Here is a 16,950-nt window from a genome sequence, read left to right as displayed (position 1 = left end):
TAGGCAACAACAATCTCGGCTCTCATTAGGACTTTAAGTATAAAATAGTTTCTCTTCAAATCAAGACAGAAAGATAGTCAGCATCCACAAATCAGCTACGTTTTGGCAAAGCAGGGACTTTTAAAGGTTCAAAAGCATCATTGAGCACACAGAAAAAGACGACTTATAAAAAGTCGTCTTTTTTAATACCTGGGTTCCAAATCTTATGTTAACTCAAACACCTTGAAGTAAACATCTGGTCAAAGACCTGATGTCTGGTTCTTACAAGCGTTCGTTCAAATCCTTTGCGAGGTCTTCAAAACCTGGTTTGCCAAGCAAAGCAAACATGTTCTTCTTGTAGGCTTCAACACCTGGTTGGTTGAATGGGTTGATTCCGTTCAAGTAGCCAGAGATACCGACAGCGATTTCGAAGAAGTAGATCAAGTAGCCTAATGTGTAAGCATCTTGTTGAGGAATCGAAACAGTCATCACTGGTACACCACCATCAGTATGTGCTAAGACAACACCTTGGTAAGCTTTGCTGTTAACGAAGTCCATTGACTTGCCTTCAAGATAACCTAAGCCATCGAGGTCTTTTGCTTCTGAAGGAATATCAACGTCATGACGTGGTGACTCAACTTTAACAACAGTCTCCATCAAATTACGACGGCCTTCTTGGATGTATTGACCTAATGAGTGTAAGTCAGTTGAGAAGTTTGCAGATGAAGGATAGATTCCCTTCTGATCCTTGCCTTCTGACTCGCCCATTAATTGTTTCCACCATTCGCCGAAGTATTGCAATGTTGGCTCGTAGTTTTCTAACAATTCGGTTGTGTAGCCTTTACGGTATAAAATATTGCGCAATGCAGCATATTGATAGGCTTCGTTCTTCGATAAATCAGCATCACTGTAAGCCGTACGAGCATCTGCAGCACCCTTCATTAATTGATCGATGTCGATGCCAGCAACAGCGATTGGCAACAAGCCGACAGCAGAAAGCACTGAGAAACGACCACCAATGTCATCAGGAACAACGAATTCTTCGTAGCCTTCTGCATCAGATTCAGTCTTCAAAGCACCCTTTGCGCGATCAGTTGTGGCGTAGATACGACCACGAGCGCCTTCAACACCATATTTTTCAACTAACTTAGCCTTCAAAACACGGAATGCAATTGATGGTTCTGTGGTTGTCCCAGATTTTGAGATGACGTTGATACTGAAGTCGCGATCACCAATTAATTCAAGCAAGTCATACAAGTAGTTAGGACTAATTGAGTTACCTGCGAATAAAACTTGTGGGCCTTTACGATCTGGTGCCATATTGTAGAAGGTGCTGCTCAAGAAATCAATGGCAGCGCGTGCGCCTAAATATGAACCACCAATACCAATGGCAACAAATACTTCGGAGTCATTCCGAACTTTCTCTGCTGCTGTTTTAATACGTGCAAATTCATCCTTATCATAGTCAACGGGCAAGTCAATGAATCCGCGGAAATCATTGCCAGCACCAGTTCCTTGACGTAATTCTGTATCAGCAGCAGTCACTAAGGCTTGCATCTCGCTTAATTCGTTATCGTGAACGAACTTCCCTAATTTACTGCTATCAAATGAAATATGTGCCATTAGAACTTTTCCTCCTAAATAATCAAAAAGTGAAGTCTATCTCCACAAAATACTTTAGACGTTTTTCATCCCGATTGCAACAATTGTTGACGAATTGGTTCAGGAAATTTCAACCTTTTTTTCATGGTAAATTTTGCATTGAGAGTCGTGCTAAGCATTGCAACTAGCGTTTTCAGCAGTCGCCTTATGATTCAACGAAACGACAACTGGTCTCCTTGTCCAGACGAGTTTATGAAAAAGAAATAATTTTTCCAGATGATTCCTGAAAGATCTGGAGACCAGTTTCATGATACTGATCAAGTAGCCACAAAAAAGAAGCCTGCACCAAACTTGTGCAAGCTTCAAAATAATCAACTTTAAATTAAAGTTCTTCAGGAACCAATTTAACTGGTTTTGTACCCATCCAGCCGATGATTTCTTTAACTGTATCTTCGATTGCTTTCGTACCAGGTGCAAGCAATTTACGAGGGTCAAAGCCTTTACCAACTTGGTCTTTGCCAGCTTCGATATATTCACGAGTTGCTTTAGCAAATGCTAATTGGCATTCAGTGTTGATGTTCAACTTAGAAATACCCATTGAGATTGCTTTTTCAACTTGGTCTTGAGGGATGCCTGAACCACCATGAAGAACTAATGGCAAGTCAACAGCTTCGCCAATTTCCTTCAGACGATCGAAGTGTAAGCCAGTCCAGTTTGCAGGGTATTGGCCATGAATGTTACCAATACCAGCAGCTAAGAAGTCGATACCTGTTGCTGCAAGTTCTTTAGCTTCTTCAACAGATGCCAATTCACCTTCACCAACAACGCCGTCTTCTTCACCACCGATTGAACCAACTTCAGCTTCAACAGAGATGCCCTTAGCATGTGCTAATTTAACGATTTCCTTTGTCTTTTCAACGTTCTCAGCAAATGGAAGGTCGTGGCCATCAAACATTACGGAGTTGTAACCTGCAGCAATTGCTTCTTTAGCTGCGTTGTAATCACCATGATCCAAGTGGATAATAACAGGAACAGTAATGTCCATGCTCTTAACAGTTGCTTCGATCAATTGTTTGCAAAGCTCATAGCCACCCATATACTTAGCAGCGCCCATTGATGTTTGGATCAAAACGGGAACATTCTTTTCTTGGGCAGCACCTAAAATAGCGCGAGTCCATTCCAAGTTATTGGTGTTAAATGCGCCGACGCAATAGTGACCTTTACGAGCAGCTTGAAAAATTTCTGTACCATGTACTAATGGCATTGTATACATCCTCCTGTGCGAGAAAAAATTTTTACCTACAACGAATACTTTATCATTAATTCGGAAAAAATGGTAATGTTTTGTAAACTTTTTTTAATAACGTGAATTCTTTCAGAAAATTATTGGGGCTTCGCCGGGACGAAACGCCGAAAAATCAACCAAAAGCATAAATAACCGATCATCGCCCCACAAGTATTAAAAATCAAATCATCGATGTCACTGACACCGGTCCAAATGAAAAATTGAATGGTTTCGATCAACAGTGACAGCAGCATCCCTGCAGCCACCGTCCGAAAGAAGCCGCGACGTCGGCGAACCAATGGCCATAACAAACCAAACGGCACGAACCAAACAATGTTGCCATAAAAATTATAGAGAAAGTCTAAAATCGACGTTCCAAAACGCAACTTGAACGTTTCAATCAGCGGCTGAAGGTTGATTTGCGAACGCGGTCGTTGCCAGTAAATTTTGATTTGCCAGGGAAAATACATCCCGCGAAAGACTGTCAGTGCCAATAATAGTAAGAGATAAAAGACAAAGACCCAAAGCACTAATTCCTGTCGCCAGGCTGGCCGTCGTTTCTTGATCAACAAATAAGCGACGCGCAAGATCGCAAACAATAGAAAATAAACCAGCGACTTATCCAAACTATAAAAAACCAGACGCACCAACGGAAAGTGATTCCACTGATGGCCATAGGTTGCTTCAATATATGAATAAATAGGCCCGAGCAAGTACATTTTGTCATCCCCTACAAAAGCGTGTCATTTCGCGCACGTCGCAACAAGCTCACGCAAATAAAATTCACCTCTAGTCTAGCAAAACTAACCTTACATAGCCGAAGAGTTGAGTTGTCCTAAAGAAATTTTAATAAATCAACATTTGACGCGCATCATCGCCTTGAGCACAAGCCAATCATGTCCAACCTTAATCGCCCATCTTGCCGTCTTCTCTTGCTAATTCCTTAAGAAAAGGCACGATTTATTTCAGAAAATTGCGTGACCTCGTGATTTAGGGGTAAAATAGACTCATTATATGTGTGAGGTTTTCCTTTTGAAAAAACAACAAATCGGTCGTTTTCTCCAAACACGACTGGGATTCTTTACTTTAATCACATTGCTATTCTGGCTGAAGACAGTTTTCGCCTATTACGTTGATTTTTCGTTAGGCGCAACTGATCCGTTGCAACACTTCCTGATGTTCTTCAACCCAATCGGAACGACCATGTTGCTGTTGTCGATCGGCTTGTATATCAAGCGGCCCAAGTTGAGTTACGCCATCATGTTCACCATCTACGCACTCAATACGTTGCTGCTCTTCAGTAATGTGCTCTATTATCGCCAATTTACCGACTTTTTAACCTTTAATACGATCATGAATGCTAGCAAGGTTTCAGCCGGACTGGGTAAGAGCACGATTTCGTTGCTGCAATGGTACGACATCTTCCTTTGGCTAGATGTTTTCGCAGTGACCCTGTCATTGGCGCGTCACTGGCTAAAAGTCGACCTGCGGCCATTTAAACCGCGTTTCGCGTTCACGACAACGTCTCTCGCTGTTTTTGTTTTCCTCTTCAACTTGACCTTGAGTGAAGCCAATCGACCACAATTACTGACGCGGACGTTTGATCGAAACTATATTGTAAAATATTTAGGGCTAGATACCTTCGTTTTTTACGATAGTATGAAGACTGCGCAGAATAATCAGATTCGTTCGTCCGCGGATGGCACTGATATTAATAAAGTCCTGAATTATGTCAAAACGCACCAAGTCGACGCCAACCCCCAGTATTATGGTAAGGCTGCCGGTAAAAATGTGATCATCATCCATTTAGAGAGCTTCCAACAATTCTTGATTGATTACAAATATGACGGACAGGAAGTTACCCCGTTCTTGAATAGTTTGTATCATGATAAGAACACGCTAAGTTTCAGCAATTTCTTTCACGAGGTTGGTCAGGGAAAAACCTCTGATGCTGAAAATATGTTGGAAACTGGCACGTTTGGTTTGCCTGAGGGCTCGGTTTTTACCTCTTTGGGTGCCGACAACACTTTCCAAGCCGCCCCTGCGATTCTGCAACAAACCGATCAATATACGAGCGCTGTTTTCCACGGCAATGTCGGCAGTTTCTGGAACCGAAATCATGTCTATAAGAACCTTGGCTATGATTATTTCTTTGATTCTAGTTACTTCAACGCGTCCACCTCTGCCAAAATCGGCTATGGCATCAAGGATAAATTGCTTTTTGCCGAAAGCATCAAGTATTTAGAACAGTTGCAACAGCCTTTCTACACCAAATTTATCACGGTGACGAACCATATGCCATTCCTGCTTTCAGATGATGATAGCGACTTTATTCGACCAACGACTAAGGATAAGGCTGTGAATAATTACTTCGCGACCGCTCACTATCTCGATCAGGCCGTCAAGGAATTCTTCCAGTACCTAGATAAATCTGGTTTATCAAAAAACACTTTGGTGATGATCTATGGCGATCACTACGGACTATCAGATAAGGATAATCAATCCCTGGCGCCACTTGTTGGAAAAGACACCTCATATTGGACCGCTTTTGATAATACACAGATGCAGCGAGTGCCGTTCATGTTACATATGGATGGGCTTAAGGGTGGCATCAAGAAAACGTACGGTGGTGAGATTGATGTCCTCCCAACATTACTACATCTACTCGGCATCAACACCAGCAAATATGCCTTCTTCGGTCAAGACCTCCTCTCCAGCCAGCATCAACAACTCGTCGCCTTTCGTAATAATAATTTTGTGACGAATCAATACACGGTATTAGGCGGCAGCGGTGCTAAAGGGAATGTCTACGATAATCAAACTGGGGAATTATTGATCGATCTGACTCCAGAACAGACGGAGATACTCAACGAAGATCAGAAGAAAGTCGATAATGCCCTCGCCCTCTCAGATTCCTTGAACACGAAAAACCTGCTCCGTTTCTACACGCCGGCTGGCTTTACACCAGTTAATCCGGATAATTATAGTTATCTCGATCAAGTCAATTCCTTAATCACGACACGCCAGAGTTTACAGAAAGAATCGACCTCCTTATTCAGTGAAAATGGGAATAAGAGTACGACAAACCTCTATCAAACGGACGCACCAGAAATCACGGATGCTAAAACAGAAATTGACACCCTACCAGAATCAGGTTCAAGCAGTCAATCGAGCCAATCTTCCCGTGCGACGTCATCGAAACGATCCTCAAAGACAACGAATCAATCTTCCCGTACCAAGAACTAATTAACTGACGATCGTCAAAAAGAAGTTGATCATCCACGCAATTGGTGGCCAACTTCTTTTTTAGTCCTTAAATGGTGAACTACGACGACTCAAACAGGCTGTCTATCGCCAATAATCAGTCAACAGGCCAACACCAAAAAAGCATTCACCCTTTAACAATCTGCGAATTGTCAATTTGGTGGATGCCTTTTTGAGTGTGACGTTCAATGCTTATTTTTCAGTTTTATTTTTCGGTTCTTTATGTTTCTGACGTCCTCGCTGTTGTTTGGAAGTTGTCTCAGTGATCGTTGTTTTAGCAATCGTTTGGTTCGGGAAGAAAATGGTAAACGTACTCCCATGGTTGAGCTTACTCGTCACTTCAATATGACCATGATGTTGCTCGATCAAAGAATGCACGATGGCTAGGCCCAAGCCGGATTCGCCGTACTTAGTGTTCTTTCGCGATGGGTCTGCTTTGTAATAGCGTTCCCAGATATTTTTCAGCTGGTCGTCACTCATGCCAATACCATTATCGCTAATTGTAATCTCAGCCCCATTCTCAAGTTGCTTCAAGGCCAACGTGACTCGGCCGTTTTCAGTGAACTGAATCGCGTTCTGTGTGACGTTGAAGATAACTTGAATGAAACGGTCATAATCCGCAAAGACCTTCACAGGATCTGATGTGGCCAAAACCAGTTCATCACCAGCAGCCATCGCCTTCTGGGTCAATTGCTCGACAATATTACCGACGGCTTCAGTACCATTGAACTCGCGTTTATTCAACACGGTTTGATTCGAACGGATTTTTTCATAATCCAGATTCTCATTAACTAAACGAATCAACCGCTGCGTTTCCTTACGCATCAACTTGAAACTCTTGTCCTTCGCTTCCTCAGGAATGGCATCGTACTCCAAACCTTCGAGAATACCATTGATTGTGGTCAAAGGTGTCCGCATCTCATGCGCCGCGTTTGCCATGAATTCGCGACGACGCTGTTCTTGCCGCGCGATTTCTTTCTGCGACTCATCCAACGAGGAAACCATGCTATTGAAATCAGAAGCTAGGTCGTCGATCTCATCGCGTCCGTTTGAAACCAGCTCGACATCGAAATTTCCACTAGCAACCGTACGTGTTGCCTGACGCAAGCGGTTGATTCGACGGACATAGAAACGTGCCAAGACAAAACTGACCGCTAAAGCAACCAGCAGTGAGGCTGCCAGCCCAACAAGTAAATTATTTTTCATCTCACGTAGCGTCGATTTGATTCGAGTGACCCGGGAACCAATATACATCGCACCGACAAATTTTTTATCTTGATTGAACCAAGGGTAGACGACATAGGCCAGCTCCCCACCACCAATTTTAGGCCCTTGGCTTTGCGACCGATTCGTCTGTGAATGAATAATTTTACCCGCCTTGAGTTGTTTCCAGGTCTTCGCATCCAATTGCAGGTTCCCTGCAGAAACACCGGCCGTCGGATAAATTTGTTCATTTCCCTCGTTAAAGATCGCGTAATAGACTTGATCGTTACTCAGAACAAATCGAACTTCGTTTAAAAAATCCGAAGACATCGCCTGGTAGGTTCCCGTCTGCGGATCAGTTCGTGTGAACAGCTCACCGAATTTATCGGCATAACCTTCTAATTGTTGCCAGGTCGTTTCGTAAGCCTGTCGATTATTGTAGTTGATCACCGCAGCACTGACAATCAACAGCGTGGTGAAAATCACCAGGAAGAAACCTAGCATCTGTTGATAAATGAGTTTCATTCAATTCCAGCTTCCGAATCATCAAATTTATAGCCGACACCCCAAACGGTTTGAATCACTTGAGGTCCGACTTTTTCAATTTTTTGACGTAACTTTTTGATATGCGCATCAACCGTACGCTCATCGCCGTAGTATTCATAGTCCCAAACCAGTTCCAATAATTGTTCCCGTGAAAAAACTTGGCGTGGTTTTTTCGCAAGTGTCTTTAACAAATCAAATTCTTTCGGTGTTAAGCCGGGAATCTCTTTGCCATTCAAAAAAGCTTCACGAGTCTTCGAACTCAGTTTGAAATAATCAGTCATCACATCAAATTCGCCTTGATCAATGGTCGGTCGATTCTGTGCGTCGCTATCTGTTGTGGCGGACAAATCAGCTCGCCGATGAATGGCTTTGATTCGGGCAATCAACGTGATTGGACTGAACGGCTTCGTGACGTAATCATCCGCGCCTAAATCGAGTCCCAAGACTTGGTCACTCTCGCTATCGCGGGCAGTCAACATGATAATTGGCACCGTCTTCGAAATTTCACGAATCTCCTTGGCTACCTGCATACCGTCTTTGCCAGGTAAATTCAGATCAAGCGTGATCATATCCCAGCCTTCGGGATCGGCTTTGAATTTATCGGTTGCTTCGTTGCCATCGTAAGCATATTCGACTTCCCATTGTTCTTTTTGAAAAAACATTCCCATCATTTCGGAAACAGACGTATTATCTTCAATCATTAATATTCTCATAGTTACCCCACATCCTGTGATTTATATTATAAACGCTGTGCAACCTAAAAAACACATTTTCACTGAAAAAGCAAAAAGGTTTCATAGATGTCAAAAAAGTGAACAAGGCTCGGCTCCTGTCAAGAGAACAATCAAATAATTAAAGTGTTTATGCACATTCTTGAACGGCATGATTTCGATATTCTATCGGCGTCATGCCGTTTAATGTTACTTGAAGCCGCTCAAAGTTATACCAGCGAATAAACTCATTGATCTGAGCAAGTAATTCACTCTTTGATTGCGCCGTTCTGAACGCAAAAAATTCGTCCTTCATGTGACTCCAAAAGGATTCTATAGAACTGTTATCGCCAGGGGTACCCGCTCGTGACATACTATGATTGATGCCATGACCTGCTAGGAAAGTGTTGTATTCACCAGAGGTGTAGCTAGAACCCTGATCGCTGTGTAAAATGGCTGGTTTAATTGCATTTGTGTTCTCTAAAGCCAACCTGATCGTATCGGTAACTAACACCGATGTCTCAGTTTCGGCTACCTGCCAAGCAATAATACTATGATCATATAGATCCTTAATGGCGTTTAGGCGAAGCCGATACTGATTTCTAAGACCATATCTTAATTCGCTACAATCAGTTACCCAAATATGGTTAGCCTCATCTGGATGAAAATTATGACCCTTATCTGCATCATACAGAAGGTTAGCCGAGAGTTGCTCTTTATGTTCCTCATGTCGATCATGTTTCTTAACCCTGATAGATGCTTTGATTTCATTTTCGGCCATTAATCGTCGCACTTTATTATGTCCAACATGATACTTGGTATTCTTATTAACATACATTGTTAGACTCTCAACACCGTAGAGTTGTGTTGTTCCTCTAGCTCGATCATATACTTTACAACAGCTTGATCGTCGATCTGACGCTGACTTAGACCGTGATTTAACCACTTATAGTAACTTGATCGTGAAATTCCCGTATAGGTACACAAATAGCCGATATTATAAGGTTGATCGTTATCTGAATTCACTTCTTGTGTGAGTTCTTTAATAACTTGATATTTTTCTGTTTGAGGACATTCCTTCTCTCTAATTCTTGGATTTTTTCCCGCACGGCTAGCTCCGTTGAGAGCCGCATTACGCGGGCCTGAAGCCGTTTGTTTTCAAGCATTAATTTCTCGTTCTCAGTTAATTGACCATGATCTTCTTTCGCCTTACCACGACGATCCTCTAGGCCCATCGAACCATCTCGTTTGAACTTTCTAACCCAGGTATAGGCTTGTCCATATGAGACGTTAAATTTCTTTATAGCACCGACGTAGTCTAGATCATTGGCAATCACCCATTGTGCGATCTCAATTCGTTCAAGTTGAGTTGTTTTACGACCATCTCTCATATCGTTTTTCTCCCTAGTAGTTTCTAATGATTTACCACTAGTATACCGGGTTACCCACTGATATATAACTGCCACGTTAGGAATTTGATATTCTCTGGCCAATTGTGGATATGACGTGTGTCTTGTTAGATATTTTTGAACGATTTCCAGCTTTAGCTCGGTTGGATAACGGTGCGGCCAAGCTCGCTTTAATCCCGCTTCGCCATCTTTGTGATAACGTTGGACCCATTGCTGGATCTGTTCACCTTTAATATTGTACTGAGTGCCAACTGCGTTAGGAGTAATTCCCTGCTCCACTAAGCTAATACACGCCAGTTTTTCCTTCAATGTATAGCGGGAACCTTTTCTTCCCATAAAAAACTCCTTCCTAAGTGTACAAGCTTTGATTATTTGCTTGTCTACTTAAGTAGGAGTATAGCCCAATAATACTGAACTATTTTTGATAAGCGGCTGGGAGTTGACCAATTCGCATTAAGTAATGACGCAGCTTCACTTCGGTATGCAAGAAAATTACAGCGATTGCCAGGTAAACTGTCAATGTCCAAGCACCCTCAAAATAAGTCAAATGAAAATAGGTCACAATGAATCCTAACAGCAATTCAATCGCGCCAACAAATAAAAAAGCGTTGCGACACCAGCGCTGAGCTAGATAAAAGCCACTGCGCGTTGCCGTTGCCAGTTCTGAGCTATAGCTATAAACGCGGGTTGGAGATTTGGCCGGATGAATTAAGTAAAATAAACCCATCGCAAAAATAAGTAAACCACTAATCAGATAAATCATAAGCAGCCTCCACAAACACTATTGTCACTGATAATCAATACTTGGATCAACTTCACAAATAAACCCATTTAAACACTATTAGTATATCATTTTTTACACGAGCTTGACTCGAATTCATTAATTTATATTTTACTTGAATCACAGCGCGATGCAAAGCTTTTAGATAACGGCGCACAACCAGACAGTGTACCTCTTCCCCAAAGTTTGTTAAGATGAAAGGGAAAAATATTGGAGGTCATATCTATTGAAAACTAATTATCAAGGTGTCGTCTTCTTCGACTTGGATGGCACACTTCTAAACGCAAATTCCGCCGTTGATCCCGATGTCGGTCAAGCCGTTCATCAATTGCGCGGTAATGGTTACTTGCCCGTCATCAATACCGGCCGTTCACCTTTAGAAATTGTCGGTGCTCGCGAAATGACGGGCATTGATACTTTCATCAGCCTCAACGGTAGCTATCTCGAACACGACCACCGCCCTGTTTTCGAAGGTAAAATTGACACCGAGCTGGTCGATCAGGTTGTTAAACTATCTAACGAGCTGGGTGACGCCGTTTCATTTTATACCACGGACCAAATCAAGGCTTCAAAAGACGACGAGAATATCAACGCCGCCTATCGCCTGATCCACACGCCGATTCCCGAAGCGCAACCAGATTTCTACTTGCACAATGAAATCTTAATGCTACTGCTACTAACAAAAAGCAACGACCATTATTACCATGAACGCTTTCCCCAACTGACTTATTACCGCAACAGTCCCTTTTCGATCGACACCGTCAAAAGCGGCATCTCGAAAATGAACGGTATCAAGGAATTGGTCAAAGATCTCGAACTCGACGGCCTGCCAACGTACGGTTTCGGCGATGGCCCGAACGATCTCAGCATGTTGAAATATGTTGACCACCCCGTTGCCATGGGTAATGGTCTGAAAGAAGTTAAAAAAGTTGCCGAATTTGTGACTGATAGTAATATTGATGGCGGCATTATTAATGGACTGAAACACTTTGAACTGATATAAACTGCAAAAAGCTCCTTTAGTTGAATATTTATCCAATTACGAGAATCTCATTCGAAGTAAACTACCAAATTATCACATGCTTCTTAAACACACAAAATCCCCTTCCACGGGTATGAAAGAGGATTGAATATTTTATAATCAAATATAATTATACCAGAGTCAACTCTGGCTATGGAGGAATATTTGTGAAGAAAAAAGGTTGGGCAATAATTATAATTTGGCTAAGTTTTTTGGTACTCACGGGGTGCACACAACACAGCAATACGGGCAATAAGAAATCAATTGTTAGCTCAAGCAAAAAGGTTTCAAAACTAACTGCTGCTAGAACAGATGTCAACTCACTTTTTGACGTTCAGTACACAGAACTCCGCGATGGTGTGGAAGAAGATGAAATAGAGGCTGTTAATAAAGAAGTTAATTCACTTCCTTCCAGTAATAACAGGACAAAGCTAAAGAAGCATATGAAAGCTGCGTATCACCTATTTCCTGCGTACGAAACAGCACAATCATCTAAAGATGCTAGACAAGCTGCCAAGGATAGCAAAGAAGCAGATGCGGTTGATAAATCTGAGGCAATAGCTTCCAGCAAAAAAGCTAGCTCTAAGGCGTTGGCTGCAAGCAAAAAAGCTAGTTCCAAGGCCGCCGCTGTGAGCAAAGACGAAGTAGCAGAATCAAGCCGAGCTGCTGCAAGTCAAGCCGCAGCTTCCAGCAAAGCCATAAAAAAAGCCGCAAAATACAGAGGCATAACCGTAAGTGGAACTGGGAATAATGTCTTTCAAAAATTTTCGCTTACAACTGGCTATGCCATTATTACTGCAAATAATGCTGGATCGTCTAATTTTGTAGTTGATATGAAAAATGGTGATGGAACGGATTTCAAAAGTATTCTGATTAATGAAATCGGCAACTATTCTGGTTCACTATATATAGAAATACCAACAGATGGAGACTATCTATTCAGTGTCGAATCCGATGGCAATTGGAATTTTAATATTGTCCAAAAGATTAACCCGGCAAAAATCAACAAATCATTACAAGCATCTGGGTCGGGTACTTCCGTTATATTCATGAAAATACCAAAGAACGGTAGTTACAAAATTACAACCACCAATTCCGGTGAAAGTAATTTTGTCGTGATGAACGGTGAAGATAATTTACTCGTAAATGAAATTGGTAATTATTCAGGTTCACAAATTCAAGGGATTGATGCTGGCACCTATCCTATTAGCATTGAGTCAGATGGAAATTGGACAATTAAATTTGAGAAAATGTAATTGATATCGTGAAGAATTAAAAAATCATGTACCTTGGGATCAACGCTCCCGGGGTACATGATTTTTTTAATTTTTATAATTTGAAGTTAGCTGTCCTGCTAGCGAATATGTGAGCATAAAAACAAACAATAACTGTAAAAGAAGTTATAGACTCTGACAAATCGAAGATATCGTAGAAACTTTTACTGATTATCACGTCCAATTGAAAGTATAAAAAAACACCATCTAATTTCTTAGACAGTGGCATGCATCCGTGGGGAGCTATTGTTAGCTACATTAGTCTGTACTATCTTTTGAGATAACGATTTTCCAGCTGTTACCACAAATGTTACCATTTAATACTTTTTGACGTTATTTCATAATCACCCAAGGAAATAAAAAAGCAGTAGTACCAAGGGTTTTAACGTCCCAAGATAACTACTGCTTGCTAATCGGTGGAGATGAGGGGAATTGAACCCCTGTCCATGCATACTGCTACGCCAATATCTACACTCATAGTCGCATTATTTAAGATTTAATGGTTATCGTGCGCCATGCCACAAGGCTAACCGATAATCACGAGCTTGATCATCTCTTCTTGTTCATTCAAGCGGCACGAACAAGCGTAGCCTATTAATTTGAGACCCAAAATCCGAATTCTAGGCTAACTCGGCAGGATCACGCGCGCTGTGTTTTAGGCAGCTACCGCGTAAGAAACTTTATTATTGTTTGCAGTTAGATTAACTGTGACGTTTTAACGTAGACGTGACCTACGGAATGCAATTGACGCTCAGATACACATGTCGAATCCAGAACATCCCCAGTACGTTAACGATTATACCATGTTTGTGGCCTAATTGGAAGCTAATTCACCCCTGCGATTCTAGCCTCTCTCATCCTATGCTGCAGTATGCGGTTGTTTTCATCTTATCATGAAAATTACTCATGACTGTTTCAGTGATAAACAGTCTATAATGAAAATCGGGAGTGATTTTCATGTCTATACCAGAACCACAAGTCGAACTTGCACGTAATCTCAAAAACCGCCATGTCCAACTGATTGCTATTGGTGGCACCATCGGCACAGGACTGTTCCTTGGTGCCGGCAAATCAATTCATTTGGCTGGCCCGGCGATTCTATTGGCCTACTTAATCACTGGCATTGTCTGTTTCATTCTGATGCGAGCACTTGGTGATTTATTATTATCGAATTTGCAACATCGATCCTTCATTGACTTCATTAACGATTATCTTGGTCCAACCGCCGGATTCATCGCTGGATGGACTTACTGGGTTTGCTGGATCGCAATCGCAATGGCAGAAGTCACTGCGATTGGTCTCTATGTTCGCTTTTGGTTGCCCAACGTGCCTCAATGGCTGCCTGGAACGATTATTTTAGCCATTTTACTGACACTGAATTCCATCACCGTTTTGCTCTTCGGTGAGACGGAGTTTTGGTTTGCCTTGATTAAAATCATCGCAATCCTCGCGCTAATCATCGTCGGCGTCTTCATGATGGTTGGTCATGTCAAAACACCGGTTGGACACGCCGATCTTCGCAATTTAATCAGCTACGGCGGTTTTTTCCCAAAAGGCATCCGCGGATTCTTATTATCATTTCAAATGGTCGTTTTTAGTTTCGTAGGTATCGAAATGGTTGGCTTGACTGCCTCTGAGACTCAGAATCCAACAAAAGTTATTCCCAAAGCCATCAATCAAATTCCGTTACGAATTATTCTGTTTTACGTTGGTTCACTCCTTGTGATCATGGGCATTTACCCATGGAATCAAGTTAATCCAAACGAGAGTCCCTTCGTCACCGTCTTTGATAGTATCGGCATCAAGTTTGCTGCCAGCCTAATCAACTTTGTCGTTCTAACCGCAGCCGCATCTGCTTGCAATAGCTCGCTTTTCTCAGCGGGACGCATGTTATTCTCACTGACACTCAAGAGTCACCAGCCACATCTACAAAAGCTCGGACATCTTTCAAAAAATCACGTCCCCAAAAATGCGTTGCTGTTTTCAGGTATCGTGATTGCAATTGCTGTGCTTCTCAACATTTTCATGCCTGGCGAAGTTTTCACACTGATCTCCAGTGTCGCCACAACTTGCTTTATTTTCATCTGGGGTGCAATCATCATTGCGCACTTGCGTTATCGCCGGACAAAAACTGGTCAGCGTAGCCAATTTAAGCTGCCAGCTGCCCCTTACAGTGACTACCTTGTTCTCATCTTTCTTGGCTTCACATTTGTCATCTTGCTGCTCAACCGTAGCACGCTGATTGCCCTACTGATTGCGATGATTTGGCTGTGCCTACTCGCAATTCTTAGTCATCTCAAATCAAAACGGAATCACCATTTATCTTAAGTTGTGCTTTAATAACTTTTAAGATACACTAAACTGTTACGAAACATTAACACAGTGTTTATCGCTGTATTTAAAGCAAAGGAAGTTATCAGATGACCACACTACGCTTCTTAAACGGCACGGATACCATTGGCGGCAATATGATTGAATTTGTTCACCAAAACAGTCGTGTCATCATGGACTTTGGAATCGCGTCAAATTTTGATCAGAAAACAGTCCAACAAGCCATGGACGACCACGATCTCCCCCATCTGCCTGATCTCTTATTACCCGATCAACCACAAAAATTCGCACACCAAGCCATTTTTATTTCTCACTTGCATATTGATCATATGGGCGCGTTGAAATATCTTCAGAACACTGAGATCCCCATCTATCTTTCCAACGACGCAAAGAAACTGTATGACGTGCTGATGGACGAAGGCGTTGAGACACGTGTTGCTAACTTACATGGCCTTAATGATAGTGAAACCATTCAAGTCGGCCATTTACAGGTGACAGGCTTCCTGAGTGACCACGACACGGTTGGCCCGATGGCATTTCTAATTGACGATGGGGAACATCAATTCATGCATTCAGGCGATGTACGTATTAACGGCCCTCATCAGGATCGCGTGACAAACTGGGCGACTCGCGTGCAGAATCAACTTCTTGTTTATCTTACCGAAGCGACGACCTACAGTTTTGACACCGAACAGCCACTCGTCATTGCTGGAAATAACACCGAGCCTATCTATCGTGAGCAAGATCTCGTCCCACTTTTCAAGAAACAGATGGCTAATGTCAAAACCAACCTATTAATTAACCCCTATCCACGCAACGTTGAACGATTAATTAATCTAAATCAGGCTGCACTTGAGGCGAATCGACCAATCATCTGGGAAGCTAACTATGCACAACTCATTCGTGCCTTCGCACCAGACGTGACATGCTATCAAATCATTGATAACCAAATAGCGCCTAATGAATTCAACTGGCACTGGCAAGATTTACTAAACACACTACAACATTCACCAGAAAAATTTGTCGTTCAAAATTCATGGCAGCAACATCATCGCCTGGCCGATTTTCACGACGGCGTTTACCTGCACCTCAACGGCGAACCTCTCGGTGACTACGATCCTAATTTCAACAAACTTAAATCAATATTGGACGAGCAACACCTCGAATTCATCCCAATGGGTGCAAGCGGACATGCTGCCAAGCAAGACATCTTCGCGCTAGCTAAGCAAATCAACGCACGCTACACGGTTCCTTGGCATAGCTTCAAACCAGAACTACTCGCTGATCAGCTAATCACCACCCACACCGAAGCATGGTTGCCGGAACGAGATTTGTATTACGAGTTTAAGTGAAGATTGAGTTAGATCATATCAAACTGAAAAGATATAAAAAACGTTATCAACCACATGCCACTCCAAGAGATAGTCTAGACTTGGATGGCTTGTCGGTTGATAACGTTTTTTGATTGAATCATGAATTATAACTTAAACTGCTCCTATCCTAGTATTTGGTACATAAATTTCTGAACAGTTGTGCCATAATTAA

At 42.2% G+C, this 16,950-nt stretch carries 13 protein-coding genes and 1 other RNA gene; 5 read left to right on the top strand and 9 right to left on the bottom strand.

What is annotated here, in order from left to right:
* Window positions 1–261 precede the first annotated feature (261 nt).
* From FC15_RS03130 to FC15_RS03120, 3 genes are all read right to left on the bottom strand, one after another.
* Window positions 262–1,602, bottom strand: a complete 1,341-nt coding sequence (locus tag FC15_RS03130; RefSeq protein WP_057823872.1) for a glucose-6-phosphate isomerase — start codon at window positions 1,600–1,602, stop codon at window positions 262–264.
* 361 nt (window positions 1,603–1,963) lie between these two features.
* Window positions 1,964–2,845: a class II fructose-1,6-bisphosphate aldolase gene (gene fba, locus FC15_RS03125; protein WP_057823869.1), complete on the bottom strand. Its 882-nt coding sequence runs from the start codon at window positions 2,843–2,845 to the stop codon at window positions 1,964–1,966.
* 119 nt (window positions 2,846–2,964) lie between these two features.
* The gene (locus FC15_RS03120) at window positions 2,965–3,585 is read right to left on the bottom strand and encodes a VanZ family protein (RefSeq protein WP_057823867.1); all 621 of its coding nucleotides are present in this window, start codon (window positions 3,583–3,585) and stop codon (window positions 2,965–2,967) included.
* Window positions 3,586–3,880: 295 nt separating this feature from the next.
* Here FC15_RS03120 and FC15_RS03115 point away from each other — a divergent pair, with 295 nt between their 5' ends.
* Window positions 3,881–6,112: an LTA synthase family protein gene (locus tag FC15_RS03115; RefSeq protein WP_057823865.1), complete on the top strand. Its 2,232-nt coding sequence runs from the start codon at window positions 3,881–3,883 to the stop codon at window positions 6,110–6,112.
* Window positions 6,113–6,322: 210 nt separating this feature from the next.
* Here FC15_RS03115 and FC15_RS03110 read toward each other — a convergent pair whose 3' ends face one another.
* The 5 genes from FC15_RS03110 to FC15_RS03090 all read right to left on the bottom strand — a co-directional run bounded on the left by FC15_RS03110 (window position 6,323) and on the right by FC15_RS03090 (window position 10,761).
* Complete coding sequence (locus FC15_RS03110) at window positions 6,323–7,858, bottom strand: sensor histidine kinase (protein ID WP_057823863.1); 1,536 nt, start codon at window positions 7,856–7,858, stop codon at window positions 6,323–6,325.
* Window positions 7,855–8,592: a response regulator transcription factor gene (locus FC15_RS03105; protein ID WP_057823862.1), complete on the bottom strand. Its 738-nt coding sequence runs from the start codon at window positions 8,590–8,592 to the stop codon at window positions 7,855–7,857. Before FC15_RS03105 ends, FC15_RS03110 begins: the two co-directional genes overlap by 4 nt.
* A 148-nt stretch (window positions 8,593–8,740) precedes the next feature.
* Complete coding sequence (locus tag FC15_RS03100; RefSeq protein ID WP_235803321.1) at window positions 8,741–9,535, bottom strand: IS3 family transposase; 795 nt, start codon at window positions 9,533–9,535, stop codon at window positions 8,741–8,743.
* 76 nt (window positions 9,536–9,611) lie between these two features.
* Window positions 9,612–10,334, bottom strand: a complete 723-nt coding sequence (locus FC15_RS03095; protein WP_057823861.1) for a helix-turn-helix domain-containing protein — start codon at window positions 10,332–10,334, stop codon at window positions 9,612–9,614.
* 79 nt (window positions 10,335–10,413) lie between these two features.
* On the bottom strand, window positions 10,414–10,761 hold the full coding sequence (locus tag FC15_RS03090) for a hypothetical protein (protein WP_057823858.1): 348 nt from the start codon (window positions 10,759–10,761) through the stop codon (window positions 10,414–10,416).
* 244 nt (window positions 10,762–11,005) lie between these two features.
* Between FC15_RS03090 and FC15_RS03085 the strand changes: the two genes are divergently transcribed.
* Together FC15_RS03085 and FC15_RS03080 are read left to right on the top strand one after the other, a co-directional pair.
* Window positions 11,006–11,782 carry a Cof-type HAD-IIB family hydrolase gene (locus FC15_RS03085; RefSeq protein ID WP_057823856.1) on the top strand — a complete coding sequence of 259 codons (777 nt, stop codon included), beginning with the start codon at window positions 11,006–11,008 and terminating at the stop codon, window positions 11,780–11,782.
* Between the two features lie 185 nt (window positions 11,783–11,967).
* A complete protein-coding gene (locus FC15_RS03080; RefSeq protein ID WP_057823855.1) occupies window positions 11,968–13,056 on the top strand; it encodes a toxin Cry1Ac domain D-VI-related protein in 1,089 nt (362 codons plus the stop codon).
* A gap of 432 nt (window positions 13,057–13,488) precedes the next feature.
* Here the strand turns inward: FC15_RS03080 and ssrA are convergent.
* Window positions 13,489–13,857: a transfer-messenger RNA gene (ssrA, locus tag FC15_RS08975) on the bottom strand.
* A gap of 174 nt (window positions 13,858–14,031) precedes the next feature.
* On the opposite strand from ssrA, the gene FC15_RS03075 reads away from it, so the two are divergent.
* Window positions 14,032–15,402: an amino acid permease gene (locus tag FC15_RS03075; RefSeq protein ID WP_057823853.1), complete on the top strand. Its 1,371-nt coding sequence runs from the start codon at window positions 14,032–14,034 to the stop codon at window positions 15,400–15,402.
* A 92-nt stretch (window positions 15,403–15,494) separates the two neighbouring features.
* On the top strand, window positions 15,495–16,757 hold the full coding sequence (locus FC15_RS03070) for an MBL fold metallo-hydrolase (RefSeq protein WP_057823852.1): 1,263 nt from the start codon (window positions 15,495–15,497) through the stop codon (window positions 16,755–16,757).
* The last annotated feature ends 193 nt before the right edge of the window (window positions 16,758–16,950 follow it).

The sequence above is a fragment of the Lapidilactobacillus concavus DSM 17758 genome (assembly GCF_001435835.1).
GTDB classification, from domain to species: domain Bacteria; phylum Bacillota; class Bacilli; order Lactobacillales; family Lactobacillaceae; genus Lapidilactobacillus; species Lapidilactobacillus concavus.
Note: the sequence above shows the minus strand (reverse complement) of the source record. Positions and strands in the feature narration are given on the sequence as shown.

Bases quoted from the DNA above. Each gene is read 5' to 3' on its own strand.
- FC15_RS03130 (WP_057823872.1), bottom strand. From the start codon at position 1,602: ATGGCACATATTTCATTTGATAGCAGTAAATTAGGGAAGTTCGTTCAC.
- fba (WP_057823869.1), bottom strand. From the start codon at position 2,845: ATGCCATTAGTACATGGTACAGAAATTTTTCAAGCTGCTCGTAAAGGT.
- FC15_RS03120 (WP_057823867.1), bottom strand. From the start codon at position 3,585: ATGTACTTGCTCGGGCCTATTTATTCATATATTGAAGCAACCTATGGC.
- FC15_RS03115 (WP_057823865.1), top strand. From the start codon at position 3,881: ATGTGTGAGGTTTTCCTTTTGAAAAAACAACAAATCGGTCGTTTTCTC.
- FC15_RS03110 (WP_057823863.1), bottom strand. From the start codon at position 7,858: ATGAAACTCATTTATCAACAGATGCTAGGTTTCTTCCTGGTGATTTTC.
- FC15_RS03105 (WP_057823862.1), bottom strand. From the start codon at position 8,592: ATGAGAATATTAATGATTGAAGATAATACGTCTGTTTCCGAAATGATG.
- FC15_RS03095 (WP_057823861.1), bottom strand. From the start codon at position 10,334: ATGGGAAGAAAAGGTTCCCGCTATACATTGAAGGAAAAACTGGCGTGT.
- FC15_RS03090 (WP_057823858.1), bottom strand. From the start codon at position 10,761: ATGATTTATCTGATTAGTGGTTTACTTATTTTTGCGATGGGTTTATTT.
- FC15_RS03075 (WP_057823853.1), top strand. From the start codon at position 14,032: ATGTCTATACCAGAACCACAAGTCGAACTTGCACGTAATCTCAAAAAC.
- FC15_RS03070 (WP_057823852.1), top strand. From the start codon at position 15,495: ATGACCACACTACGCTTCTTAAACGGCACGGATACCATTGGCGGCAAT.